Raw genomic sequence first — 26,983 nt, forward strand, 5'->3', positions numbered from 1 at the left:
GGTTATTATCCCGGCCAATTCAGATTTACGGAAAATTTTCCTTAACGCTTTTCCTCTAATTTAGCCCTTGTTGTGTCGCCGGGGGTTTTGATGCCGCGCCTTTTCTCTACATCCATCGTCCGCCAGATCGTTGCGATCACGCTGTTTCTGCTGGCGATCAGCACGGCGGCGATTGTCGGCGTGACCTATTACAATCTGAGTGGCCATGTGATGGATGGCGCCGTCTCCGACGCCAGGGACGCCGCCCGCGCCATGGCCGTCCTCTACGGCGCGGCCGATCAGGCCGCCAAGGTCGAGGTCAAGGACAACAAGCTCTCTGCCGTCACCGAAGAGGCCATTCCGGCCCTTGCCGATCATTCGCTGGTCGACCGCACCGCTCAGTCGATTGCCGGCGTTGCGACGATCTTCCAGAAGCAGGGCGGCGACTACGTCCGCATATCCACCAACGTCAAGAAGGAAAACGGCGACCGCGCCGTCGGCACCAAGCTTGCAGCCGAGCACCCGGCTCAGAAGGTCCTGGCGCGGGGCGAAGCCTATTTCGGCCCGGCCCAACTGTTCGGCCGCGAATTCATGACCGGTTACTTCCCGATCAAGAACGCATCGAATGCCAATGTCGGCATTCTCTTCATCGGCATTCCGATGGAATTCTATTATCAGCGCATGAATGAGCTGCTGATCCTGGTTCTCGGCATCGGCGCCGTCGTCATGCTCATCGTCGGTGTTCTCGCCTTCTATGCGATCCGCTGGTCGGTTAAGCCTTTGCAGACGCTGACCGCGAGCGTCCACTCAATCTCCTCGGGCAATCTCGAAGGGGCGATCCCCTGTCTCGAGAAGAAGAACGAGTTCGGCGAGATCGGCCGCGCCCTCTCGCTCTTCCGCGACAGCGCCCGCGCCCGCCGCGACCTGGAAACCGAGGCGGCCGAACAGCGCGCGCTCAGCGATGCCGAGCGCGCCAGGAACGATGCCGACAAGCGTTCGCTCGACGGCCAGATCGACTTTGCCGTCAACCAGCTTGCCGCCGGCCTTGGGCGTCTATCGCAGGGTGATGTCTCGCAAACGATCGGCACGCCTTTCGTCGGCCGGCTGGAGCAGCTGCGCGTCGATTTCAACGCCTCGCTGCTGCGGCTGCAGGATACGCTCTCCGGCATCCGCGACAGTGCCTCGACGATCCAGCGCAACAGCGGCGCCGTCTCGGCTTCCGCCGATGAGCTTTCGAAACGCACCGAAGCGCAGGCGGCAAACCTCGAGGAGACCGCCGCCGCAGTCGAAGAGATCACCGTCACGGTTCGCTCTTCCGCCGAGCGCGCCCGTGAAGCCAACAGCGTCGTCGCCGCGACCAAGAAGACGGCCGACAATTCCGGCGCCGTCGTCGGCGATGCCGTCGCTGCCATGGGGCGCATCGAAGAGGCTTCGCAGCGGATTGAACAGATCATCGAAGTGATCGACGATATCGCCTTCCAGACCAATCTTCTGGCGCTCAATGCCGGCATCGAGGCGGCGCGGGCCGGCGAGGCCGGCAAGGGTTTTGCCGTCGTCGCCCAGGAGGTTCGTGAGCTTGCCCAGCGTTCGGCCGATGCGGCGCGCGAGATCAAGTCGCTGATCGAGACATCCAGCCGCGAAGTGACGGCCGGCTCCGAGCTGGTCCAGAAGACCGGCAGCGTTCTTGCCTCGATCAGCCAGGAAATCATCGCGATCAGCGGCCATGTCGAGACCATCGCCACCGCCAGCCGCGACCAGTCAGCGGCGCTGCAGGAGGTCAACGGTTCGGTAAACGCCATGGACCAGATGACCCAGAAGAACGCCTCGATGGTTGCCGAGACGACGCAGGCAAGCCGCCTGCTCGCCGGCGAAGCCGATACGCTGATGACACTGATCGAGCGTTTCCGCATCGGCGCAGAACCGGCGGCCGCTCACCTCGGCGCAAGGAAAGTTGCCTGAGGAACGCGGCCGTGACGGCCGCAGGATTGCGCCGCAACGCTGCGGCGCCTTCCGTTCGATGCGACCCCCCTTAACATCAGGTCGAGCGAGGTAATCCAGGCGGCGAAGCGAACGATGCTGCTGTCTCCGAACTCGGCATAGAACCGCTCTTCATCCGCCTTGGAACCGCTTGGCTTGCAGGAATGCCGGTATCCGTGGACGCCGGCGATGGTGATCATGTCGAACATGGCGATGTCCTTTCTGTTAGACATCACGTCATTTAGGCCTCAAAATTCTCTTCATAAACAGAGAAAATCCCGCTATGTTTTTCATCAATGAAAAACGCGAATTGGGATTCCTATCAGCTTTTCCTGCAGGTCGCCCGGCTCGGCGGCCTGACGGGAGCAAGCGCTGCCAGCGGGCTCAGTCCCGCGACCGTTGGCCGGCGCATGCTCGATCTCGAGCAGGAGGTCGGCCGCGCCTTGTTTTCGCGCAGCCAGACCGGTTATCGGCTGACGCAGGATGGCCAGGCGCTGCTCGATCATCTTCAGGAAATGGAAGCTGCTGCCCGCAAGGTGGAGGCCTGGCGCCAATCCGGTGAGGGCGGCACGACGGTCAGGATCACCGCCGGCACCTGGCTCGCCTGGCTGCTGACCGAAAATTTCGCCGCAATCCGCATGCCGGGCGATGCCTTCGCGATTTCGCTGTCCATCGGCGAGGCGCGGGCGAGCCTTGCCTATCGTGAGAGCGATATCGGCATTCGCGCCTTCGAGCCGGAGGAGGCCAACCTGGCCGCCCGCCTGCTCGGGGAGGTGGCCTATGCCGTCTATGCCAGACGCAACGCCGCCGAGACCGACGAGCGCTGGATCGCCGTCGGCGAGGAGGAGGCGATCTCGGCCTATCTGCGCTGGCCGCACGCCCATGCCGCATCCGGGATCGTTGCCACCGTCAATCGGCCGCGTTCGCTGCCGGATCTGGTGCGTGCCGGCGCCGGCAAGACCGTGCTTCCCTGTTTCGTCGGCGATCTCCACCCGGAATTGCAGCGCCAGGGCGGCGAGTTGCCGGAATTGCGCCACCGCCAATGGATCGTCATGAATGCCGAGGACCGTCATCGCCCCGAAATCCGCACGGTTGCCGACCGAATGACCAAGCTCATCCGAAGTTATGCCGATCTCTTCGCCGGAAAACGGCCGAGCCGCGGCTGATCGTCAAGGCATTTTATGTTTACGGCAAAGCGCCCGCACACTCATCGAATGCGCGGGCGCTTTGGTTGAAAGTCGGGCCGCGTCGGCCGTCCCGGTCAATGCCGGTTGGTGACGACGACCGGAATGAGCAGGTCGCCCCAGTTGCCGTCGCCGCCGTGATGACGGGCCGAGCGTACCAGTTCGACCGAGACGCCGGCCTCGACGGCTTTCATGACCGACTGGTTCAGCCGGTGCAGGTCGTTGGCGAGCATGCGGATCGTCGTCTGCTGATCCTCGCTCATGCTGGTCGTCTGCTCTTCGGCCCGTTCCCGGACGCGTGAAATGGATGCCATGGTCTTGCCCTCCTCTTCGGGTTATTCCGCAGCCGGTTTGAACTGCGCATGTTCGGTTGAATTGTGCATGGCGGTGGTCGACGACCGGCCGCCGGTGATGGCGAGCGACACGGCGTCGAAATAGCCGGTGCCGACCTCGCGCTGATGTTTGGTGGCGGTATAGCCGTAGTCCTCTGCGGCGAATTCCGCCTCCTGCAGCTCGGAATAAGCCGACATCTGTCGCTGCCGGTAGCCGCGCGCCAGTTCGTACATGCCGTAGTTCAACTGGTGGAAGCCGGCGAGCGTGATGAACTGGAACTTGTAGCCCATCGCCCCGAGTTCGCGCTGGAACTTGGCGATCGTCGCCTCGTCGAGGTTCTTCTTCCAATTGAACGAAGGCGAGCAATTATAGGCGAGCAGCTTGCCGGGATGGACCTTGTGCACGCCCTCGGCAAAGCTGCGCGCCTGCTCGAGATCCGGCTTGGAGGTCTCGCACCAGATCAGATCGCAATGCGGCGCGTAGGCGACTGCCCGGGCGATGCACGGCTCGATGCCGCTTCTGACCTGGTAGAAGCCTTCGACCGTGCGCCCGGCATCGTAATCGACGAAGGGCTGGTCGCGCTCGTCGATATCCGAGGTCAAGAGCTTTGCCGCTTCCGCGTCGGTGCGGGCGATCACCAGCGTTGCCACGCCCATGACGTCGGCGGCAAGCCGGGCGGCGTCGAGATTGCGGATATGGGCGGCCGTCGGGATCAGCACCTTGCCGCCGAGATGGCCGCATTTCTTCTCCGAGGCGAGCTGGTCCTCGAAATGCACGCCGGCAGCACCTGCCTCGATATAGGCCTTCGTGATCTCGAAGGCGTTGAGCGGTCCGCCGAAGCCGGCTTCCGCATCGGCAACGATCGGCGCGAACCAGGTGTCGACGGAAAGCCCGTTGCCTTCCGAGGTCTCGATCTGATCGGCGCGCTGCAGCGTGCGGTTGATGCGCTTGGCAAGCTCGGGCCCGGCATTGGCGGGATAGAGCGATTGATCGGGATACATCGCCGATGCCGTATTGGCGTCGGCCGCCACCTGCCAGCCAGAGAGATAGATCGCCTTCAGCCCGGCCCGTACCATCTGCATCGCCTGGTTGCCGGAAAGGGCACCGAGCGCATTGACGAAATCCTCCTGGCGCAGCAGCCGCCACAACCGGTCCGCCCCCATTTCGGCCAGCGTGTGGGTCAGCGCCACCGAGCCTCTGAGCCGCTGCACGTCATCGGCCGAATAGGGCCTTTCGATGCCATCGAAGCGGCCCGCCGGCGCATTGGGAACAAGTTTGTAAAAATCGGTCATGCTGATCTCCTCACTACAAAACCTTTATCAGGGGTATTGATGACAAGATTGACAACATCGTGCGGGATGGCCAGAAAAACCTTTGATTTCCTGGCCAGAAAGAGGTTAAGATGACGAGGATTGACAGAGTGGCGCTGTGAATTTGTAAAATTTTGTAAACGTTGGCGCCGCTTGCTTGTCAAAGGGTGTGACAATGGCGGAACGGAAGATATTCGCAGGCCCGAAATTGCGGCGCATCCGCAATGCGTTGGCGCTGACGCAGACCGCCATGGCCGAGGCGCTCGAAATATCACCCTCTTACCTGAACCTGATCGAGCGCAACCAAAGGCCGTTGACGGTGCAGCTGCTCTTGAAGCTCGCGGCCGTCTACAGGGTCGATCTGGAGGAGTTGCGCGGGCAGACCGGCGGCAGCCTCGGTCAGCTCAAGGAGGTCTTCGCCGACCCGCTGCTTTCGGGTGAACTGCCCGGCGACCAGGAACTGGTGGAAGTGGCCGAGGCCGCACCCAATGCCGCGGCCGGCATGATCAAGCTCTATCGCGCCTATCGCGAACAGGCCGCCCGGCTCTCGGACCTGACGGCGCTGATGGCCGCTGAGGGACATGCACCCGTTGCCGCCGGCCGGTTGCCGCTCGACGAGCTGCGCGAGGCGCTGGAGCGCAGATCGGCCTATTTCGAACGGATCGAGACGGCGGCGGAAGCCTTTGCCGCGACGCTTCCCGGTGGCGCCGATCTTGCCGCCGGGCTGAAGGACTGGCTGCGCGCCGAGCGCGGCATTGCGGTGCGCGTCCTGCCGGTGCACGTCATGCCGGATCTGCGCCGCCGTTTCGATCGTCATTCGATGCGGCTGTTCATTTCCGAGCGGCTGTCGCCGGCCGACCGTGCGCATGAGATCGCAATCGAGGCGGCCAACCTGGCTTTGCTGCCGGCCATCGATGCCGAGCTCGACGATCTCTCGCTCTCCTCTGCCGAGGCGCGCCGCATTGGCCGTTTCGAGCTGGCCCGCATCGCGGCCCTAGCGCTCGCCATGCCCTATGAGGCCTTTCTGTCGGCGGCCAAGGCGACGCGCTATGACATCGATATTCTTCGTGCCCGCTTCGGCGTGTCCTTCGGCCATGCCGCCACGCGTCTGACCATGCTGCAGCGTCCTGGGGCGGCGGCCATCCCCTTCTTCCTGATGGAGATCGATGCCGCCGGCCACCGGCTGCGGCGAGGCGGCGCCCAGGGCTTTCCGCAGGCCCGTTTCGGCGGCGGCTGTCCGAAGCTCAATATCCACGCCGCCTTCCTGCAGCCGGGCCAGATTCTTGCCGAGACGGTGGTTATGCCGGATGGAGCATCCTTCCTGACGGTTGCCCGCACGCTCGAGGGGCCGAGCGTCGAATTCGGCGAAAGGGTCAGGCGCACGGCGATGCTGATCGGCTGTGACGCCGCCCTTGCAGACAGCCTGGCCTACGGGCAGATGACGGCGGTCGATCCGGTCGCGATCGGCCCGGCCTGTCGCCTCTGCGAGCGGCGCGGCTGCCTTTCCCGCGCCGAGCCGCCGGTGACGAGACCGCTCGGGCTCGACGAGATGGTGGCGGGGCTCAGCGCCTTCGACTTCCAGTGATTGTGAAATCGTCGACAGCGCAGTTTTTGCGCTTGTGGGCTTAGAAATTCCTTCTTAGTCTGCGGGCAAACCAGAGGGAAAAGACGTCCGGGAATGCGGACGCTTTGAACAAACAGGAGAAGTCATGAGGTCAACCATCGCAAATGTGACGGCCGCCGCCATTGCCGCGCTCTTTGCCGCCGCTCCGGCCTTCGCCCAGGAGCGCGTGGTCAATGTCTACAACTGGTCGGATTATATCGACGACAGCATCCTGACCGACTTCACCAAGGAAACCGGCATCAAAGTCGTCTACGACACCTTCGATTCGAACGAGACCGTCGAAACCAAGCTGCTTGCCGGCGGCACCGGTTATGACGTCGTCGTTCCCACCGCCGACTTCCTGCAGCGCCAGATCCAGGCCGGCGTCTTCCAGAAGCTCGACAAGTCGAAGCTGCCGAACCTGTCCAACATGTGGGACGTGATCCTGCAGCGCACCGCTGCCTACGATCCGGGCAACGAATATGCGGTCGATTACATGTGGGGGACCGACGGTATCGGCTACAACGTCAAGAAGGTCGCGGAAATCCTCGGGCCCGACGTCAAACCCGGCCTCGAAGTGATCTTCGATCCGAAGGTCGCCGAAAAGTTCAAGGACTGCGGCATCTACGTGCTCGACACGCCGAAGGACGTCATGACCACGGCGCTGCGCTATCTCGGCCTCGATCCGAACTCCACCAAGGCCGAAGATTTCAAGAAGGTCGAGGAACTGCTGACGGCGGTCCGCCCCCATATCCGCAAGTTCCATTCGTCCGAATATATCAATGCCCTTGCCAACGGCGATATCTGCATCGCCTTCGGCTATTCCGGCGACATGCTGCAGGCCCGCGACCGCGCCGCCGAAGCCAAGAATGGCGTCGAGGTCAACTATTCGATCCCCGCACAGGGCGCCCAGATGTGGTTCGATATGATGGCGATCCCCGCCGATGCCAAGCATGTGGCCGAAGCGCATGAGTTCCTGAACTACATGATGAGGCCCGAGGTGATCGCCAAGGCGAGCGACCACACTTTCTATGCGAACGGCAACAAGGCTTCGCAGCAGTTCATCAGCAAGGAAGTGCTGGAGGATCCGGCTGTCTATCCGACCGAAGAGGTGATGAAGAACCTGTTCACCGTCAAGCCGTGGGACCCGAAGACCCAGCGCACGGCGACGCGGATCTGGACGAAGGTCGTCACCGGCCAGTAAGTCAATGCCAGGCCCGGACGGCAACGTCCGGGCCTTTCAATTGGCGGCCGAATACGCATATTTTTCGGGGAATAATATGAAATCCTTAGGCAATATCCGCCGCGCTTTCGCGCCCTGGACCGATCCGTCCGCAAAACCTTTCATTGCCTTCAAGAATGTCACCAAGCGCTTCGGCGATTTCACCGCCGTCAATGATCTGTCGCTTGATATCTATCACCGCGAGTTCTTCGCACTGCTCGGCGCGTCCGGCTGCGGCAAGTCGACGCTTCTGCGCATGCTCGCCGGCTTCGAACAGCCGACATCGGGCGAAATCGTTCTCGATGGCACCGACCTCGCCGGCACGCCGCCCTACAAGCGGCCGGTCAATATGATGTTTCAATCCTACGCGCTTTTCCCGCATATGACCGTCGAGAAGAACATCGCCTTCGGCTTGAAGCAGGACGGCATGCCGAAGGACGAAATGGCCGAGCGCGTCGCGCAGATGCTGAAGCTCGTCAAGCTCGAGCAGTTTGCGTCGCGCAAGCCGAACCAGCTCTCCGGCGGCCAGCGCCAGCGCGTGGCGCTCGCCCGTTCGCTCGCCAAGCGCCCGAAAGTGCTGCTGCTCGACGAACCGCTCGGCGCGCTCGACAAGAAGCTGCGCGAGGAAACCCAGTTCGAGCTGATGGACCTGCAGCAGAGCCTCGGCCTCACCTTCGTCGTCGTCACCCACGACCAGGAAGAGGCGATGACCATGGCCGACCGCATCGCCGTCATGAGCCACGGCAAGGTGGTGCAGGTGGCTACGCCGGCCGAAATCTACGAGGCGCCGAATTCCCGCTTCGTCGCCGATTTCATCGGGGACGTGAACATCTTCGACGGCAAGGTGACGACATCGGGGAACGGCGCAACCGAGATATCAGTCGACAGCGGATTCACCATCCGCATCACCGCGCCCGACGCTCCGGCGATCGGCAGCACGGCCGGGTTTGCCATCCGCCCCGAGAAGATCCGCGTCAGCCGCGCGGCGCCGGCGAACGCCGCGGTCAACGCGGCCAAGGGCGAGATCTGGGATATCGGCTATCTCGGCGACATGACCGTCTTCCATATCAAGCTGGCGAGCGGCCAGTTCGTCAGAGCCTCTTTGCTCAATGCACAGCGCTCCGTCGAAGACCCCTTCACCTATGATCAGGACGTCTGGGTCTCCTTCGATGAGGATGCCGGCGTGCTGCTGAAGGATTGAGATCATGGGAACGCTGGCCTCACGCTTCTATAACCGCCTCGTCATCGTCATTCCCTATGCCTGGCTGCTGCTCTTCTTTCTGGCGCCATTCTTCATCGTCTTCCGCATCTCACTGTCGACGACGGCGATTGCCATACCGCCCTATGAGCCGGTCTTCTCCCTTGCCGATGGCTGGGCCGGCTTCTGGAGCAAGGTCGCGACCTTCTCCTTCGACAATTACGGTTATCTCACCGACGATCCGCTCTACTTCAACGCCTATCTGTCGAGCGTCATCATCGCTGGCATCTCGACCTTGCTGATGTTGTTGATCGCCTATCCGATCGCCTATGGCATGGCGCAGGCGCCGCGCACCATCCGCCCGACGCTGCTGATGCTCGTCATCCTGCCGTTCTGGACGAGCTTCCTGATCCGCGTCTATGCCTGGATTGCCATTCTGAAGCCCGAAGGCCTGCTGAACCAGCTTCTCCTGTCGCTGCATGTCATCGACACCCCGCTGATCATTCTCAACACCCCGACGGCCGTCTATATCGGCATCGTCTATTCCTACCTGCCCTTCATGGTGCTGCCGCTCTATTCGGCGCTCGAAAAGATGGACGGCACGCTGATCGAAGTGGCCCAGGATCTCGGCTGCACGCCGATCCGGGCCTTCTGGCGCGTCACTTTCCCGCTGTCGATCCCAGGCGTGGTGGCGGGCTGCATGCTGGTCTTCATCCCAGCCGTCGGCGAATTCGTCATCCCCGATCTTCTCGGCGGTTCGCAGACGCTGATGATCGGCAAGACGCTCTGGAACGAGTTCAATGCCAATCGCGACTGGCCGGTTTCCTCGGCGGTCGCAACCATCCTGCTGATGATCCTGGTGATCCCGATCGTCTTCTTCCAGAATGCACAGGCCAAGGCCGAAGAGCGGGGGAGATAGACCATGCTGCGATGGACCCGTTTCAACATCATCTCCGTCGTGCTCGGCTTTGCCTTCCTCTATCTGCCGATCGTGCTGCTGGTAATCTTTTCCTTCAACGAGTCGAAGCTCGTTACCGTCTGGGGCGGCTTCTCCACCAAATGGTACGTCTCGCTGCTGTCGAACCAGGCTTTGCTCGATGCCGCCTGGGTGACGATCCGCGTCGGTCTGCTGTCGGCCACCTTCGCCACCATCCTCGGCACCATGGCGGCGCTGACGCTGGTGCGTTACACCCGCTTTCGCGGCCGCATGCTGTTCTCCGGCATGGTCTATGCGCCGCTCGTCATGCCCGAGGTCATCACCGGCCTGTCGCTGCTGCTGCTTTTCGTGGCGATCGGCTTCGACCGCGGCTTCTGGACGATCACACTGGCGCACACGACGCTGACCATGTGCTTCGTCGCCGTCGTCGTGCAGTCACGGCTTTTAAGCTTCGATCAGTCGATCGAGGAAGCGGCGCAGGATCTGGGGGCGCCGCCGGTGCGCACCTTCTTCGAAATTACCCTGCCGATCATCTCGCCGGCAGTGTTTTCCGGGTGGATCCTGGCGTTCACGCTGTCGCTGGATGATCTCGTGATCGCAAGCTTCACCTCAGGCCCGGGCGCAACCACGCTGCCGATGAAGATCTACAGTCAGGTGCGCCTGGGGGTGACGCCGGAGATCAATGCGATCTGCACCATCCTGATCGGCATCGTCGCGGTCGGCGTCATCTGCGCCTCGATCATTACCAAGCGCCGCGAAATCCAGCGGGACCGGGACGAGCGGGCGGCTGCCGCCGCGGCCTGATTTACTGCGCGTGAGGGCTGTTGCCGAAAAGCGGGACCGGCGAAATGACAGGGTTTGGCCAGGAGCCACCGATGAAGAACGGCAGAAGCGGCAGCTCGGCCGCCTTTGCCGGATCGGTTGCCTCCAGCGATCCGGAAAGCGCCAGCCCGTTCGACTGATAGGTGATGACACCGGAGAGCGTCAGCGTCTGTGCTGGCCCGGTGATATGAGCGTCGTGGATCTCGGCCGAACCATTGGCGAAATCGGCCTGAAGGTCCAGCCGGCCGAAGGCAAAGGCGCCGCCTGCCGCCGCACTTAGCGGGAAGAACTGCTTTTCGGCCGCCTGGCTCCGCAGTGCTGCGGCGTCGATGCCGGGGAGCGTGCCCTCTTTCGTCCAGAAGTGCAGCCTGCCGGTAACGTCGGCAAGGCCGGTCGTCCAGATCGCCTTCGGCGACTGCAGGTCGAGATCGAGGGATCCCGTCGCAAGCGGCAGCGGCCCTTTGAGCTGCAGGCGCTCGGCAAGGGCTGCGAAGTCGGCGTCGCGGATCGACAGCTGCAATTTGCCGCCGCCGTCGAAATCACGCTGCGTCGCCTCCAGATGGGCGGTCATCTCACCGCCTTCGAAGGCGCTGTCGCCGATATCGAATTTCGCCTCGCCACCGGTCACGATCATGCTGGCGCCGACGTCGGAAAGCTCGAAGAGGCCCATCTGCGCGCGTCGCGCCGAAAGCCTGACGTCGATGTCGAGCAGTTGCAGCGGTTCGCGCATGCCCGAGATTTCCTCCGCCTCGCCGGCGGCAAGTCTCAGCGCAAAGGCGTCGAGGAATGGCTTGAGGTTCATCTGGTCGAAGGCAAGCGTGCCGCCGATCTTCGGACGTTTGCCGGGTTGGGTCGAAAGATCCATGACGCCGGTGGCGCTTGCCTCGTTCAGCGACAGGCTGAGGTCGTTGAAACGCAGGCCGCTGCCCGACGACACAATGTCGGATTCCAGCGACGCGCTCTTCAGTGTCCCGATGCCGGGGATCGACCTGCCCGACCATGTGAGAAGCGCCGGCACATCGGGAATGCTGGCGGCGATATTGCCGGAAAGGGCTGAAAGGCTGGCGATGCTGGCAATCCCCCGGAAACGCGCGGTCAGCAGGTTTGACGTCAGCGATGTCCGCATCTCGGCGCTCTTGCCGGCAAAGGCGAGCAGCGGCTGGCGCGAGGCGAAATCGACCTTCAGGTCCTCGCCGTCGCTGCGGGCGATGACGACAGCCGAGATCGCGTCCGAGAGCCGCGGCCAGGCAATATCGGCCGTGATGCTGTCGAAACGGTAGGTCTTGGCGCTCATGATGTCGGTGACGGCAAGCGTGCCGTCTTCGACGGTCACCGCGCCGATCTCGGCGTCGAGAGCGGGATCGAGCACCTCCGCTCCGTTTTCGTAACGCACGCCGTTGATCGCACGGGCAAGCAGGCCGGCATAACTCCAGTCGATCAGCCCCTTTTCGTCACGCGTCAACGCCAGGTTCGGCCGCACCAGATGGAATTCGTGGAAACTGGTTCGGCCTCTCAGCGCATCGATGAGGCTGAAATCGGCCGAGAGGCTTTCAATGCTGCCGAGCAGCTTGTCGCCGCTTTCGCGCGGCTGGCGGATAGTGACCTCGTTCAGTATGATGCGTGGCGTCGGCCAGAATTCGAGAACCGGATCACCTTTGATCTCGGCCTGATAGCCCGTCCATTTCGACAGCGCGTCCTCGATGCCGGAGCGCACGAAACCGGTCGTGATGAGATAGGGCGCGGCCACCCTCAGCGCCACGAAAAGCCCAAGCGCAATCAGCAGCAGCACGGTCGAAACACGCGCAAAAGTCGGCAGCCAGCGCGAAACGGGTCCGATCTTCCTGCGCCACCTGCGATGTCTTGACGTACCCATGATCTCCGCCGGTCATTCAGCCGGTTAAGCCGTTAAGCGCTGATTTCGCCGGATATAGGAAATATCGGGCAGATGCAAATCCCTCCAGCGGCGCGTGTGCGCGGGTATTTTGGTTCGACGCTGAGATGGGATGCGCTTTCCGCCCTGTTCGCCGGGCGTCGGATGCGCTCGGGTTCCGCCCTTTATAATGCAATGCAGCATGATATAAAGGCGAGATTGGGGAGGAGGATTGAATGCAGGACAACAGACCACTTTGGGTGCCATCGGACGAAGCCGTCGCAAAAAGCCCGATCCATGACTTCATGGAGCGCTGCAATAGAGACTTCGGGCTATCGCTTTCAGGCTTTGAGGACCTGCATGCATGGTCTGTCGCCGAGCGGGAGAAATTCTGGTCGACCGTCTGGGATTTCTGCGGCGTGAAGGGAAAACGCGGCCCCGAAGTGCTGATCGACGGCGACAGCATGCTCGGCGCCCGCTTCTTTCCCGAGGCGACGCTGAACTTCGCCGAAAACCTGCTGCCCGGCCGCGGTGAGGGCGATGCCATCCTCTTCCGCGGCGAGGATAAGGCCAGCGATCGCTGGTCGTGGGATCGGCTGCGCGCGCTGGTCTCGAGGCTGCAGCAGGCCCTCAAGGCGCAGGGTATCGGCGAAGGCGACCGCATCGCCGCGATGATGCCGAACATGCCGGAGACCGTCGCCGCCATGCTGGCGGCCGCCTCGATCGGTGCCATCTGGTCGTCCTGCTCCCCCGATTTCGGCGAACAGGGCGTGCTCGACCGTTTCGGCCAGATCGGCCCGAAGCTCTTCATCGCCTGCGATGCCTATTGGTATTCGGGTAAGCTGCAGGATGTCGGCGTCAAGGTCGCCGCGGTGGCGAAAAGCTTGGGCGTGCCGACGATCGTCGTCCACTATGCCGGCGATGCCGAGGCGGTGGCGCGCGTAACGCCTGGCGCTTCGACGCTGGAGACCTTCATTGCGCCCTATGAGGCGAGCGAAATCGAATTCACCCAACTCGCCTTCGCCCATCCGCTCTACATCCTCTTTTCCTCCGGCACGACGGGCGTGCCGAAATGCATCGTCCATTCGGCCGGCGGCACGCTGTTGCAGCACCTGAAGGAGCAGCGGCTGCATTGCGGCCTCGAGGCCGGCGAGAAGCTCTTCTATTTCACCACCTGCGGCTGGATGATGTGGAACTGGCTGGTCAGCGGTCTTGCCAGCGGCGCCACGCTGTGCCTGTTCGACGGATCGCCATTTGCGCCCGACGGCAATGTGCTGTTCGACTATGCCGAGGCCGAGAAATTCGCAATCTTCGGCACGTCGGCGAAATATATCGATGCGGTGCGCAAAAGCGGCCTGACGCCGCGCCAAAGCCACGATCTCTCCAGCCTGCGGCTGATGACCTCGACCGGCTCGCCGTTGTCGCCCGAAGGATTCACCTTCGTCTATGAGGGCATCAAGGCAGATGTGCAGCTCGCCTCGATCTCCGGCGGCACCGATATCGTCTCCTGTTTCGTGCTCGGCAATCCGCTGCAACCGGTCTGGCGCGGCGAGATCCAGGGGCCGGGCCTCGGCCTTGCCGTCGACGTCTGGAATGATGACGGCAAGCCGGTGCGCGGCGAGAAGGGCGAACTCGTCTGCACCAAGGCCTTCCCCTCGATGCCTATCATGTTCTGGAACGATCCCGACGGCGCCAAATATCGCGCCGCCTATTTCGACCGGTTCGACAATGTCTGGTGCCACGGCGATTTCGCCGAATGGACGGGGCATGGCGGCTTGATCATCCACGGCCGCTCGGATGCGACGCTCAATCCCGGCGGCGTGCGCATCGGCACGGCCGAGATCTACAACCAGGTCGAGCAGATGGCGGAGGTGGTCGAGGCGCTGTGCATCGGGCAGGAATGGGACGACGACGTGCGCGTCATCCTTTTCGTTCGCCTGGCAGCGGGCGTGACGCTGACCGAGGATCTGGTCAAGGCGATCAAGACACGGATACGCACCGGCGCCTCGCCTCGCCATGTTCCGGCGAAGATCATCGCGGTTGCCGATATTCCCCGCACCAAGTCAGGCAAGATCGTCGAGCTTGCCGTGCGCGAGGTCGTGCATGGCCGGCCGGTGAAAAATCAGGAAGCGCTCGCCAATCCCGAGGCGCTACAGCTCTTTGCGGGCTTGAGCGAACTCAAGGATTGATAAGGAATGGTAAACCACAAGCTTTCACCATTCAGCAATCCCCTGTCATGGAAACCTTTCGTTAAGAAAGGTTAGGCAAAGGTTGGAGCAACTTGGGGCCGCACATGAACGAGGTGGCCCAAAGCTTTCCGGCTTTCGAAACATGACGTTGATCGACTGAGCTCTTGTTGAACAGCACCAAATTTAAAGGCAGCCTCTGGCTGCCCTTTTTTTTCGCTGCGCCAGAGATTGAGGATCAGCCAGCCAGCACGCGCTGCGACGGGAAGGTGATTTCGACGAGCGTGCCTTCGTTCGGCGCCGAATTGATCGAGAATGTCGCCCGGTTGGCATCGACCATCGCCTTGGTCAGCGGCAGGCCGAGCCCGGTGCCGTCGCCGCGATGACGCGCCTGAGTCGAGGAGACCTGCCGGAACGGCTTCATCGCATGGTCGAGCTCGGCGCGCGTCATGCCGATGCCGGTATCGCGGACCCGCAACACCACGCTGCCATTCGCCTCATAGGAGGTGGAGACGACGATCTGCCCGCCCGAGGGGGTGAAGCGGATGGCGTTCGACAGGATGTTGAGCGCGATCTGCTTGATCGAGCGCAGATCGGCCACGACATCGGGCACCGCGTGCGACAGCGCTGTGCGGATGATAACGCGCTGGCCGTTTGCCTGCGGCTGCACCAGGGCCACCGCCTCCGAGACCGCTTCGTTGAGGCCGACGGCGGCAAAATCGAGATCCATCTCGCCCGCCTCGATCTTCGAAATGTCGAGCAGGTCGTTGACGATATCGAGGACATGCCGGCCGGAGCGGCCGATATCATTGGCATATTCGATATAACGGGGATGGCCGATCGGACCGAAGCGCTCGCCGGCCATCATATCGGAAAAGCCGATAATGGCGTTGAGCGGCGTGCGGATTTCGTGGCTGACGCGGGCGAGGAAATCGGTCTTGTGGGCATTGGCGGTTTCGGCCGCCCCCTTGGCGTTGCGCAACTCGTCCTCGGTGCGTTTCCACTGGGTGATATCGCGGATGACGGCGCAATAGCCGTTCGAGGAGGTAAGCCGGCCCATCGTCATAAACAGCGGCACGAAGCCGCCGGCGGCTTCGCGGCCGATCACTTCGCGCCCGTCATTCAGGACACTGGCGACGCCATGGCCGGAGAGGCCGTTCAGATAGTCGAGAACGGCTTTCTGGCTCTCATGGGCAAACAGCATGACGAAGGGTTTGCCGCGCGTCTCCTGCTCATCGTAATTGAAGAGCGCGCTCGCCGACCGGTTCATCGAGCGGATGTCGCCCTCTGTGCCGATGACGACGACGCCATCGGTCGCCGTTTCCAGGATCGAGCGCAATTCCTCCACTTCGACCTGAAGCTTGGCGACCTTCTCGACCATCCGTTCCGGGCGCGCTTCCGACCGGCCCGCTTCGGCGCGGGCGTCTTCCTTGCGTTCCACCGGCATCAGCGCCAGCATCAGGGCGTTGGCATCTTCCCATCGCACCGATTGTAGCCGCGCGGTCACCGGCGTCAGCGTGTCGTCGGCCTTGACCAGCATCATGGTGCCGGAGCCGGTCGCGTTCTCCTCCAGGTCGCGGCGCTGCAGCAGGGCCTCGATGCCGCCCACCTCGCGCAGCGCATCGAGGGACGCGTAGCCCGTCAGCCGCATGAATTCGGGGTTGGCATGGAGCAGCGCATCGCCGACATGGATGAGCACCGCGACGGGCAGCTGATCGACCGTTCCGGCCGACAGCCCGTCAGTCATCTTGACCCGCGGCGGAATAAAGCTCGTGAGAACCTCGATCTGGCTCACTGTCTCCTCGAGCCCTTCCGTCACCTGGTCCTCTTCTATGGCGGCGGGCTCTTCAGCCTCTTCTCGCAGCACTTCGGCCGCGCTCTCGAAAATTGCTTCCTGCGGCGCCATTTCCTCGGCCGAAGCGATGTCGGCCGCATCGCCGACGGGCGTTTCGTCCGTGAAGGTTTCCGGGTTCGAGCTTTCTTCGTAAGCCGCCGTTTCCGTGGCGCCGGCGTCGCTCGGCGCTGGAGCGGCAGGATCTTCGCTGCGGGCGCCGAAGGCTTCCAGGCGCTTGGCGATCTCGCGGAAATTCGCCTGTTCGGCGGCCGTCAACGCGGCGCCCGTGCTGTGAAGCTGAACGACCTTGTCGGTGAAACGGCGGTTGGGTGTTTCGACGATGCGAAGCGCCGGCGGTTCGTCTGCGGCATTTTCCTGGGCTGATGTCTCGAGGGTCGTCTCTTCGCCGGACACTGCTTCCGCGGCCGTCTCTTCGGCCTGCGGCGCGGCTGCTGCCCGCGTCTCATTCCTGGTCTCAATCCCGTTCTCGTCCGCCGCAGTCGGTTCCGCTGCGGCCTCCCCGGATGTGGCTTCCATGTCAGGCGCCGGGTCGGCGACAGGCTCGGCGATCGGGCCGAGGCTTGCCGCATCATGGCCGACGCCATCCGGGCCGAGCGTCAGGCCAAGCGCCAGCGGATCCTCCTGCGCGTCGGAGAGCCTGACGACGCCGAAGCCGCGGAAACCGTCGAAGTCACGGTTGCGGGTATAGGTCGGCAGTGCCGCGAGATCGACCGGAACGACGAGGCTAGTGCCTTCGACCGGCCAGAGGATCGTCTTGCCCGACCACGTGTCGCGGCGCGCGAGCGCCTCGGACAGCTTACCGTCCGGGTCGAGATTGAAGAGAGCGGCGATATCGCTGAAGGCGGAGCCGATGATGGCGGATGCATGCGGACCGACGGCCTCGGCAAATTCATGGCTGACCTCGTTGAAGCGGCCTTCCGCATCGATCTTCCAGACGAAGCGCGTGGCGCGGCTGTTCGGCCGGAAGACGAAACCAGGCTCCGGTGCGGGTGCCGGGGCAGGGGACGCGTCGGCAACCAGCGGCGCTGCGATGACCGGCTCTTGGTGCATGGTCGCCGGCGCCTCTTCGGCGGGCATCTGACCGGCTTCGGCAGATTCCGCCGTCCCGTTCGTTTCCGCGACCTCGTCAGCGGACTGGGCCGTATCGCCGTCGACGAGGCCGTCAGGTTCGTCGGCCTCATCCGCACTGCTGTCAATCGCGCCGTCATCGTTTTCCGGCGCCGCGTCTTCAGCCGGATGCATCCCCGCATTCATTTCGGCGGGGGCGGCCGCTTCTGCCGGCTGTTCGCTTTCGCCGGCGATCTCCTCAAGGGTCTCTTCGACTTCTTCGATGTCAGACACCGCGTCGATGATCTCGGTGAAGCCGGTTGCTGCGACCGGCTCTTCCGGGGCAGGTTCGGTCGGCGGCGCGCTTGCTTCCGCAACCGGCGCGTCAGCCGCCGGTGCATCGACGGCGTCAAGCACGGGTGCATTAACCGCATCGAGCACGGGCGCATCGACCGGGTCGAGATGACCGATCGCGGTTTCCACGGCAAACAGCAGATTGAGCGCCGGATCGTCGCTGAGTTTGCCGACCGCGGCCGGGAGGTAACCCCGGCCGGTGGCGACGGGGCGTTTCACCAGCCGGTCTGGATGGGCACCGGCAAGGTTGATCAGCGTCTTGGCGGTCTCGGCCGATATGGCGAGCGAGGCAAAGCCCGGCGAGGCGGCGATGACCTCGCCATTGGCGCCGATGACGGCCATATGCGTGTCGGGATCGTCGAGCCCCTGCAGCATCTGGGCGGCCGAGGCGTCTGATGCAAGCGGCCTTGCCGAGACCGGCACCGAAAACAAAATGGCCTTTTCGCCCTGGGAAAGCCGGATCAGTTCGGCCGCCGCCTGCACCTGCGCGCGCTGGAAGCCTTTGGCGACACGGATTATCAGGCTTCTGTTGTCGCCGATATCGGCGAGCTGGCGCGCCGCCGTTTCCAGCTGGCGAAACGTGATATCGGTGCGATCGACACCTTGATCGAGCAGGTCGTAGACCGCCGAATGCCCGAAAAGCTCGGCACCCGCGCCGTTCGCCCAGAGCAGCCGCGCTAGATCGGCCGAAAACAGCACCATCGCCTCGCCGCGTGAAAAGCGTTCCCGCACCCGCGCATGCACGGCGATATCGATGAACGGATATTGGACTGCGGGCATGATCGAACCTTGTCGCTGTAGGCCTTCCAAATTAACGGCTTATTAATAACTGCAGGTCGCATGCCGGTCCAGAACAGCGGGGCAGTTTCGGCCCACAGGGTTAACGGCTTGTGCGCTGCACAATAATTGTTGCAATGCACAATGGAATGCCCTATATAGACGTCATTCGATGATCACAGGCAGCGACCGCCTCAACCCAAAGGAATGCGACATGGCTACCATAAAGACCGATGACGTTTTTTCAATCGCTTCTTTCGACCCGTCCAAGCTCACGGAATCCTTCCGCGAATTCGCTGAAAAGGGCGCACAGCAGTCGAAAGACGCCTACGCCAAGCTGAAGACCGCCGGCGAAGAAGCCGGCAAGACGCTCGAAGCCACCGTCCAGACGGCCCAGGCCGGCACCGTCGAGATCGGCCTCAAGGCAATCGACGTTCTGCGCGTCAACGCCGAGAGCTCGCTCTCGCACATGGAAGCACTCCTCGGCGTCAAGTCCGCAGCCGAGTTTTTCGAACTGCAGACCTCGTTCCTGCGCAAGCAGGCCGAACTCGCCGTCGAACAGGCGAAGTCGATGCAGGAAACCACCAAGCAGGTGGCCGAAAAGCTCGCAAAGCCTTCCAAGGACGCCGCCGAAAAGGCCATGGCCTCCTTCAAGGTTGCCTGATCGGTCTTTGCTGATTGGAAACAAAAGGGCTGGACCTCGCGTCCAGCCTTTTTGTATATTGACGAGGAATGGGGCTTGAATTCATCGCCAAGTCCTCGTATGTGACCCCCATCGCGCCCGGCGCGGTTTATGCGGTTGTAGCTCAGTTGGTTAGAGCGCAGGTTTGTGGCACCTGAGGTCGGAGGTTCGAGACCCCCCAACCGTACCATCTCCCCACGTCAGGTCGCTTTCGATAAAGCCATCCCAGCCAACGTCGTTTCTAACGAAGTTGTCGCAGCAGATGCTGAGGTATTCTGCAAATCGCAAGCTTGGAAGCTAATTGCCCGGCGCCCTCAAGAGTCGACGCTCCGACCGCGAGTGGCTGCTTATTTGCCACATCAAATCGAACATTTGCAAAGGCACAACCGCCCATATGGTGCGATAGTGCCATCTGAGCTACATGTGCAGCACACAGCAGCACCAAGGTCCGCAATTACGACGATCCGCCACTCGATCCGGAAGAATCTCCCCACGCCAGCATGTCGCGGAGGATGCGAACAGCGAAGCCTACCTCGACTCGAGAGAGGCGGGGATAGCGTTCGAAGCATCGAAACATGCGGAGCCGATATCGCAGAGCCTGAGACTTACTAAATTTCAGCACATGAACGTAACGTCAATTTAAGTGCCCTCATGCCAGCAATTGCGGAAGTTCGGACGGGCAGAGCGCAGGATCCTGGAACATGTCTTGTAGCCCTTGAAAGAGGTTGCGGAGGAAGCATTCATTAGCGCTAGTTGCCAAGATCAAAACATTCCTAAATGGAAATAAAGCTTTTAGTTGAAGTTTCCCTCGTTTTGGAGCACAGGGAAGCGGGCATTAGGCGCGGCCGAATGGAATAGGCAAATGGGGATTTTATGACGGACCTAATTACTCCGACGAAGAGCGTCATCTTGACTGGGGATCAGAAGGTAGACGGGCTCTTCAGCGGCACTGCCTGGGACGGAACGATAACCTATGCGTTTCCCACGACCTCATCATCGTATGCCGATGGCGCCGAATTATACTACGAAAAATACTATTCATTCTCTCCTATTTCGTCGCAGCAGCAGTCTCTCGCCTTGTACTTTATGGAGCAATCCTACGGGAGTGCGGCAAATGACGGCTTCTCCGTCGAGGGGTTCACAAACGCTAACTTTGAGGCCGGAAGCGCGAATACCGCAACGGTGCGGTTCGCTCAAACGTCGGATCCCTTGCTGGATACGGCAGGGGCCTATTTGCCAGCCTCAGACGGGCGAGGTGGCGATATCTGGTTCGGGACGGGATATGCTGGCACCGAAGCTGATTATCGCTTCCCGAGGTTCGGCAACTATGCGGGCCAAACCTTGGCGCACGAGCTGGGTCACGCGCTCGGACTGAAACATGCTCACGAAGGGGGAACGGTCGTTCCAAGCGCCTACGACTCCCTCGAATACACGATCATGACCTACCACACATTTATTGGAGACGATGAGAGTGGGGCTAAGTATGAGCAAAATGGCGCGCCACAAACCTTCATGATGCTCGACATAGCCGCCCTGCAGGAAATGTATGGTGCGGACTATACGACGAACAGTGGCGATACCGTCTACACGTGGAATCCGAACCAGGGCATCACCTATGTCAATGGGGTGGCAGCCATCACGCCCGCTGCCAACAGGGTTTTCGCAACAATCTGGGACGGCGGCGGTACCGATACCTATGATCTGAGCGCTTATACCACCGCCCTCAAGATCGACTTGCATGCAGGGGGGTACTCGGTCTTTTCCCAGGGTCAGTTGGCAGATCTGGGGGGTGGTCCGAATGGTGGCTATGCCCGCGGCAACATTTTCAACGCCCTTCTTTATCACGACAATGTCGCGTCGTTGATTGAAAACGTTAAGGCCGGCTCCGGCAACGATACGATTGTAGGCAACGAGGCGGACAATACACTCTGGGGCAATGCCGGAAACGATACCCTTACTGGCGACTCCGGCAATGACACCCTCGATGGCGGTGCCGGAATCGACAAGATGTCGGGCGGGGTGGGCAACGACGTCTACATCACCGACAATTCCACCGATGCTGTAATTGAGAATGTCGATGAGGGGACGGACACGGTCCGGACGACGGGTTCTTATACACTCAGCACCAACGTAGAGAACCTAGTCTACATTGGCACCTTTGGGTTCTCCGGCACTGGCAATGCGGCGGCCAATGTGATCACTGGCGGGACAGGTAATGATTGGCTTGACGGGAAGGCCGGCACCGACACGCTAATCGGCGGTGCGGGCAACGATACCTATACGGTCGATGTTCTCGGCGATGTCGTGGTCGAGGCGGTCGACAGCGGCACTGACACGATCCGGACCGATCTTACGGCCTATTCGCTGGCGGACAATGCTAATGTCGAGGAGCTATACTTCACAGGTAGCGGCAATTCTACCGGTGTCGGAAATAGCCTCGACAATATGATCACCGGCGGGACAGGCGATGATACACTCTCTGGCGGAGCAGGCAACGATACCCTGAGTGGTGGCTGGGGAAATGACTCGCTTGCCGGGGGGGTCGGCAACGATATTTATGTCGTTTACGGTGACAGCGACACCATCATTGAAAACGCTGACGAGGGCATCGATACGGTGAAGGCGTATCTGGCGAGCTTCACGCTGAGCGCGAACGTCGAGAACCTCACTAACGTTGCCTGGACCGCCTTTACCGGCACAGGCAACAACCTCAATAACACGATCACCGGGGGCGCGCTGATCGATATCTTGTCGGGCGGTGCCGGTGATGACACGCTGGACGGCGGGGCTGGCGCCGACAGGCTGATCGGGGGTACGGGCAACGACACTTACATCGTTGACAATGCTTTCGACGTCGTCTCCGAAAACGCCAGTGAGGGGATCGATACGGTTCGCACGACACTGGCAAGCTATGTGCTCGGCAGCAATGTTGACAATCTCACCTATACCGGCATGGCAGCCTTTACCGGGACAGGCAATAGCCTCGCTAACACGATCAAGGGCGGGGCAGGTGCCAACACCTTGGACGGAAAGGCCGGAGCAGACATACTGATCGGCGGTGTGGGCGACGACACCTATATCGTCGACAACGTTGCCGACGTCGTGACTGAAAGGCCGAATGAAGGAGCCGATCTGACCAAGACGACGCTTTCTTCCTATGCTTTGACCAATAATGTTGAAAATCTAACCTTTGTTGGCACCGGCGATTTTGTTGGCACCGGAAACAGACTTGCCAACACGATCAACGGCGGCGCCGGCAACGACACGCTTGACGGCGGCGCCGGCAACGACAGGCTGGTGGGCGGCGCCGGCAACGACATCTATGTGGTCGACAGTGCGAGCGACGTGATCAACGAGGCGGTCAGCGCCGGCACCGACGAAATCCGCACGACGCTTGCAGCCTACTCGATCGCCGCATTGGTCAATGTCGAGAACCTCACCTACACGGGGTCTGCCAACTTCACCGGCACCGGCAATGGGCTCGCCAACGCGATCACCGGCGGCGTCGGCAATGACACGCTTGATGGCGGGGCAGGTGCGGACAGCTTGATCGGCGGTGAGGGCGGCGACACCTACATCGTCGACAATGCCGGCGACCTCGTCACCGAAGCAGCCGATGAGGGGACCGACACGGTTCGCACGGCATTGGCAAGCTATACGCTTGGCAGCGATGTCGAGAACCTTACCTATACCGGCGCGACAGCCTTCGCCGGGACAGGCAATGACCTCGCCAACGCGATCCGGGGTGGTGCAGGCGCCGATATCCTGGACGGGAAGGCAGGCGCGGACAGCTTGATCGGCGGAGCGGGTAACGACACCTACATCGTCGATGAGCTGGCTGACGTCGTCACTGAGGCCATCAATCAAGGCACCGATCTGATCAAGACGGCGCTTTCTGTCTATACGCTGACCAACATTGCCAACGTCGAGAACCTGACCTTTGCCGGGACCGGCGACTTTGCCGGGACTGGCAATGGTCTCGCCAACATCATCACCGGCGGTGCCGGCAACGACACCCTGGACGGTGGCGCCGGCAACGACATGCTGATCGGCGGCGCCGGCAACGACATCTATATCGTTGACATCGTTTTCGACGGCGTCGTCGAGGCGGCCAATGCCGGTACTGACGAGATCCGCACCTCGCTGTCGGCCGGCTCGATCGCCGCCTTGGTCAATGTCGAGAACCTCACCTATACGGGATCCGCCAGCTTCACCGGCACCGGCAATGCGCTTGACAACACGATCACCGGCGGTGCGGGCAATGATGTGCTGAATGGTGGAATTGGCGCCGACAGCTTGATCGGCGGGGCGGGTGGCGACGCCTATATCGTCGACAATGCCGGCGACCTTGTCAGCGAAGCGGCCGATGCGGGGATTGACACGATTTGGACGACATTGGCCGCCTACACACTGGGGGCCGATGTCGAGAATCTCACCTATTTCGGTAAGGCAGCCTTTGCCGGAACAGGCAATGATCTTGACAACATGATCACGGGTGGCGCTGCCGCTGATACGCTTTCCGGCGGTGTCGGCAACGACACGCTGAATGGCGGGGGCGGAGCCGATCGTTTGATCGGCGGGGCAGGCGACGACACCTATATCGTCGATCATGCCGGCGACATCGTCACTGAAGCTGCCGATGAGGGGGTCGACACGGTTCGCACGACAATGGCAAGCTATACGCTTGGCAGCGATGTCGAACATCTCACCTACATCGGCACGGCAGCCTTTGTCGGGATGGGCAATAGCCTTGACAATACGATCACGGGTGGCGCTGCCGCCGATACGCTTTCCAGCGGTGCCGGCAATGATACGCTGAATGGCGGCGCCGGAGCCGATCGTTTGATCGGCGGGACGGGCGACGACACCTATGTCGTCGACAATGCCGGCGACATCGTCACCGAAGCCGCCGACGCCGGGACCGACACGGTTCGCACGGCACTGGCAGGCTATACGCTCGGCAACAATGTCGAGAACCTGACCTATACGGGATCCGCCAGCTTCAGCGGCGCCGGCAATGCGCTCGCCAACACGATCACCGGCGGCGCCGGCAACGATATGCTGAACGGTGGGGCAGGTGCGGATACGTTGATCGGCGGTGCGGGCAGCGACACCTATATCGTCGACAATGCTAGCGATACCGTCACCGAAGCCGCCAATGAGGGAACTGACACGGTTCGCACGGCGCTGGCGAACTATACATTGGGGGCCAATGTCGAGAACCTCACCTTTGCCGGCACAGTAACTTTCGCTGGTACCGGCAACAATCTCGACAATACGATCACGGGTGGCGCTGCCGCCGATACGCTTTCCGGCGGCGTCGGCAATGACACGCTTGATGGCGGGGCAGGTGCGGACAGCTTGATCGGCGGTGAGGGCGGCGACACCTACATCGTCGACAATGCCGGCGACCTCGTCACCGAAGCAGCCGATGAGGGGACCGACACGGTTCGCACGGCATTGGCAAGCTATACGCTTGGCAGCGATGTCGAGAACCTTACCTATACCGGCGCGACAGCCTTCGCCGGGACAGGCAATGACCTCGCCAACGCGATCCGGGGTGGTGCAGGCGCCGATATCCTGGACGGGAAGGCAGGCGCGGACAGCTTGATCGGCGGAGCGGGTAACGACACCTACATCGTCGATGAGCTGGCTGACGTCGTCACTGAGGCCATCAATCAAGGCACCGATCTGATCAAGACGGCGCTTTCTGTCTATACGCTGACCAACATTGCCAACGTCGAGAACCTGACCTTTGCCGGGACCGGCGACTTTGCCGGGACTGGCAATGGTCTCGCCAACATCATCACCGGCGGTGCCGGCAACGACACCCTGGACGGTGGCGCCGGCAACGACATGCTGATCGGCGGCGCCGGCAACGACATCTATATCGTTGACATCGTTTTCGACGGCGTCGTCGAGGCGGCCAATGCCGGTACTGACGAGATCCGCACCTCGCTGTCGGCCGGCTCGATCGCCGCCTTGGTCAATGTCGAGAACCTCACCTATACGGGATCCGCCAGCTTCACCGGCACCGGCAATGCGCTTGACAACACGATCACCGGCGGTGCGGGCAATGATGTGCTGAATGGTGGAATTGGCGCCGACAGCTTGATCGGCGGGGCGGGTGGCGACGCCTATATCGTCGACAATGCCGGCGACCTTGTCAGCGAAGCGGCCGATGCGGGGATTGACACGATTTGGACGACATTGGCCGCCTACACACTGGGGGCCGATGTCGAGAATCTCACCTATTTCGGTAAGGCAGCCTTTGCCGGAACAGGCAATGATCTTGACAACATGATCACGGGTGGCGCTGCCGCTGATACGCTTTCCGGCGGTGTCGGCAACGACACGCTGAATGGCGGGGGCGGAGCCGATCGTTTGATCGGCGGGGCAGGCGACGACACCTATATCGTCGATCATGCCGGCGACATCGTCACTGAAGCTGCCGATGAGGGGGTCGACACGGTTCGCACGACAATGGCAAGCTATACGCTTGGCAGCGATGTCGAACATCTCACCTACATCGGCACGGCAGCCTTTGTCGGGATGGGCAATAGCCTTGACAATACGATCACGGGTGGCGCTGCCGCCGATACGCTTTCCAGCGGTGCCGGCAATGATACGCTGAATGGCGGCGCCGGAGCCGATCGTTTGATCGGCGGGACGGGCGACGACACCTATGTCGTCGACAATGCCGGCGACATCGTCACCGAAGCCGCCGACGCCGGGACCGACACGGTTCGCACGGCACTGGCAGGCTATACGCTCGGCAACAATGTCGAGAACCTGACCTATACGGGATCCGCCAGCTTCAGCGGCGCCGGCAATGCGCTCGCCAACACGATCACCGGCGGCGCCGGCAACGATATGCTGAACGGTGGGGCAGGTGCGGATACGTTGATCGGCGGTGCGGGCCACGACACCTATATCGTCGACCATGCCGGCGACATCGTCACCGAAACCGCCGACGCGGGGACCGACACGGTTCGCACGAACCTGGCCGCCTACACAGTGGAGACGAACGTCGAAAACCTCACCTTTATGGGAACGGGGGCCTTTGCCGGAACAGGGAATGCGCTGAACAACGTTATCGTCGGCGGGAGTGGTTCCAATACGCTGACGGGCGGCGCCGGCAACGATATCCTCACTGGTGGAGCGGCAGCCGACGTCTTTGTTTATTTGGCGAACTGGGGCCATGACACGATCACAAACTTCCTGGCAGCAGGCTCGGCACATGACACGATCTCGATCGATCACGGCATCTTCGCCGACTGGGAAACACTTTTTGCGGCATCCGAGCAGTCCGGCAATGATACAATTATCACGGCCGATTCCGACAACTCCATAACGTTGAAGAATGTTGCTCTTTCAAGCCTGCAGTCGTGGGACTTCTTGTTTGCTTGATTGTTCTTAGAAACTTGCGGCCCGACTTGCCTGAAAGGAGCAGAACCCCTCAGGTTGCACTCTGAAGCGCCGACAGCGCACCGAACACTTTATGAACCCGGTTTCCAAATGACAGTAGTGGCGCCCCATGGTGGCCCCTGCGGAATCGCATTCGTCAGGCAGACCAACCTACTGCGTGCCGTTCCAATTTAACTTGAGCACGCCTGTGTTTGTCCGCAGCTGGCTTGGTCATTCCAG

General features: G+C 61.8%; 15 protein-coding genes and 1 tRNA gene. 11 read left to right on the forward strand and 5 right to left on the reverse strand.

The window, feature by feature from the left end; translation table 11 throughout:
* The first annotated feature begins 90 nt into the window (after positions 1-90).
* Positions 91-1,938 (forward strand): methyl-accepting chemotaxis protein, encoded by a 1,848-nt coding sequence (locus tag N2597_RS01725; RefSeq protein WP_183597485.1) that lies wholly within the window; start codon positions 91-93, stop codon positions 1,936-1,938.
* On the opposite strand, the gene N2597_RS01730 is transcribed toward N2597_RS01725, so the two are convergent.
* Positions 1,911-2,165, reverse strand: a complete 255-nt coding sequence (locus tag N2597_RS01730; RefSeq protein WP_183597483.1) for a hypothetical protein — start codon at positions 2,163-2,165, stop codon at positions 1,911-1,913. The two genes, N2597_RS01725 and N2597_RS01730, sit on opposite strands and share 28 nt — an antisense overlap.
* Positions 2,166-2,252: 87 nt before the next feature.
* On the opposite strand from N2597_RS01730, the gene N2597_RS01735 reads away from it, so the two are divergent.
* Positions 2,253-3,122 (forward strand): LysR family transcriptional regulator, encoded by an 870-nt coding sequence (locus N2597_RS01735; protein ID WP_038686966.1) that lies wholly within the window; start codon positions 2,253-2,255, stop codon positions 3,120-3,122.
* A gap of 95 nt (positions 3,123-3,217) precedes the next feature.
* On the opposite strand, the gene N2597_RS01740 is transcribed toward N2597_RS01735, so the two are convergent.
* Together N2597_RS01740 and aceA are read right to left on the reverse strand one after the other, a co-directional pair.
* Positions 3,218-3,454, reverse strand: a complete 237-nt coding sequence (locus tag N2597_RS01740; RefSeq protein ID WP_004673767.1) for an SMc00767 family acetate metabolism repressor — start codon at positions 3,452-3,454, stop codon at positions 3,218-3,220.
* A gap of 21 nt (positions 3,455-3,475) precedes the next feature.
* Positions 3,476-4,765 (reverse strand): isocitrate lyase, encoded by a 1,290-nt coding sequence (aceA, locus tag N2597_RS01745; RefSeq protein ID WP_183597481.1) that lies wholly within the window; start codon positions 4,763-4,765, stop codon positions 3,476-3,478.
* Positions 4,766-4,958: 193 nt separating this feature from the next.
* Between aceA and N2597_RS01750 the strand changes: the two genes are divergently transcribed.
* The 5 genes from N2597_RS01750 to N2597_RS01770 all read left to right on the forward strand — a co-directional run bounded on the left by N2597_RS01750 (position 4,959) and on the right by N2597_RS01770 (position 10,547).
* Positions 4,959-6,368: a helix-turn-helix domain-containing protein gene (locus tag N2597_RS01750; protein WP_183597479.1), complete on the forward strand. Its 1,410-nt coding sequence runs from the start codon at positions 4,959-4,961 to the stop codon at positions 6,366-6,368.
* 124 nt (positions 6,369-6,492) lie between these two features.
* Entirely contained in the window at positions 6,493-7,590 is a 1,098-nt protein-coding gene (locus tag N2597_RS01755; protein WP_183597477.1) for a polyamine ABC transporter substrate-binding protein, read from the forward strand.
* Between the two features lie 76 nt (positions 7,591-7,666).
* A complete protein-coding gene (locus tag N2597_RS01760) occupies positions 7,667-8,809 on the forward strand; it encodes an ABC transporter ATP-binding protein (protein ID WP_038692239.1) in 1,143 nt (380 codons plus the stop codon).
* 4 nt (positions 8,810-8,813) lie between these two features.
* Positions 8,814-9,725 carry an ABC transporter permease subunit gene (locus tag N2597_RS01765; protein WP_183597475.1) on the forward strand — a complete coding sequence of 304 codons (912 nt, stop codon included), beginning with the start codon at positions 8,814-8,816 and terminating at the stop codon, positions 9,723-9,725.
* A 3-nt stretch (positions 9,726-9,728) separates the two neighbouring features.
* Positions 9,729-10,547 carry an ABC transporter permease gene (locus tag N2597_RS01770; protein ID WP_106796787.1) on the forward strand — a complete coding sequence of 273 codons (819 nt, stop codon included), beginning with the start codon at positions 9,729-9,731 and terminating at the stop codon, positions 10,545-10,547.
* 1 nt (position 10,548) lies between these two features.
* Here N2597_RS01770 and N2597_RS01775 read toward each other — a convergent pair whose 3' ends face one another.
* Positions 10,549-12,438, reverse strand: a complete 1,890-nt coding sequence (locus N2597_RS01775; protein WP_183597473.1) for an AsmA family protein — start codon at positions 12,436-12,438, stop codon at positions 10,549-10,551.
* 233 nt (positions 12,439-12,671) lie between these two features.
* On the opposite strand from N2597_RS01775, the gene N2597_RS01780 reads away from it, so the two are divergent.
* The gene (locus N2597_RS01780; RefSeq protein WP_183597471.1) at positions 12,672-14,624 is read left to right on the forward strand and encodes an acetoacetate--CoA ligase; all 1,953 of its coding nucleotides are present in this window, start codon (positions 12,672-12,674) and stop codon (positions 14,622-14,624) included.
* A gap of 235 nt (positions 14,625-14,859) precedes the next feature.
* On the opposite strand, the gene N2597_RS01785 is transcribed toward N2597_RS01780, so the two are convergent.
* Positions 14,860-18,657, reverse strand: coding sequence for an ATP-binding protein (locus N2597_RS01785; RefSeq protein WP_183597469.1), 3,798 nt, complete (start codon positions 18,655-18,657; stop codon positions 14,860-14,862).
* A gap of 211 nt (positions 18,658-18,868) precedes the next feature.
* Here N2597_RS01785 and N2597_RS01790 point away from each other — a divergent pair, with 211 nt between their 5' ends.
* From N2597_RS01790 to N2597_RS01800, 3 genes are all read left to right on the forward strand, one after another.
* Entirely contained in the window at positions 18,869-19,318 is a 450-nt protein-coding gene (locus N2597_RS01790; RefSeq protein ID WP_039617976.1) for a phasin, read from the forward strand.
* A gap of 131 nt (positions 19,319-19,449) precedes the next feature.
* A tRNA-His gene (locus N2597_RS01795) sits at positions 19,450-19,526 on the forward strand.
* A 683-nt stretch (positions 19,527-20,209) separates the two neighbouring features.
* Positions 20,210-26,746 carry a M10 family metallopeptidase C-terminal domain-containing protein gene (locus tag N2597_RS01800; protein ID WP_183597467.1) on the forward strand — a complete coding sequence of 2,179 codons (6,537 nt, stop codon included), beginning with the start codon at positions 20,210-20,212 and terminating at the stop codon, positions 26,744-26,746.
* Positions 26,747-26,983 lie beyond the last annotated feature (237 nt).

The sequence above is a fragment of the Rhizobium sophoriradicis genome, assembly GCF_025200795.1.
Classification (GTDB): Bacteria; Pseudomonadota; Alphaproteobacteria; order Rhizobiales; family Rhizobiaceae; genus Rhizobium; species Rhizobium sophoriradicis.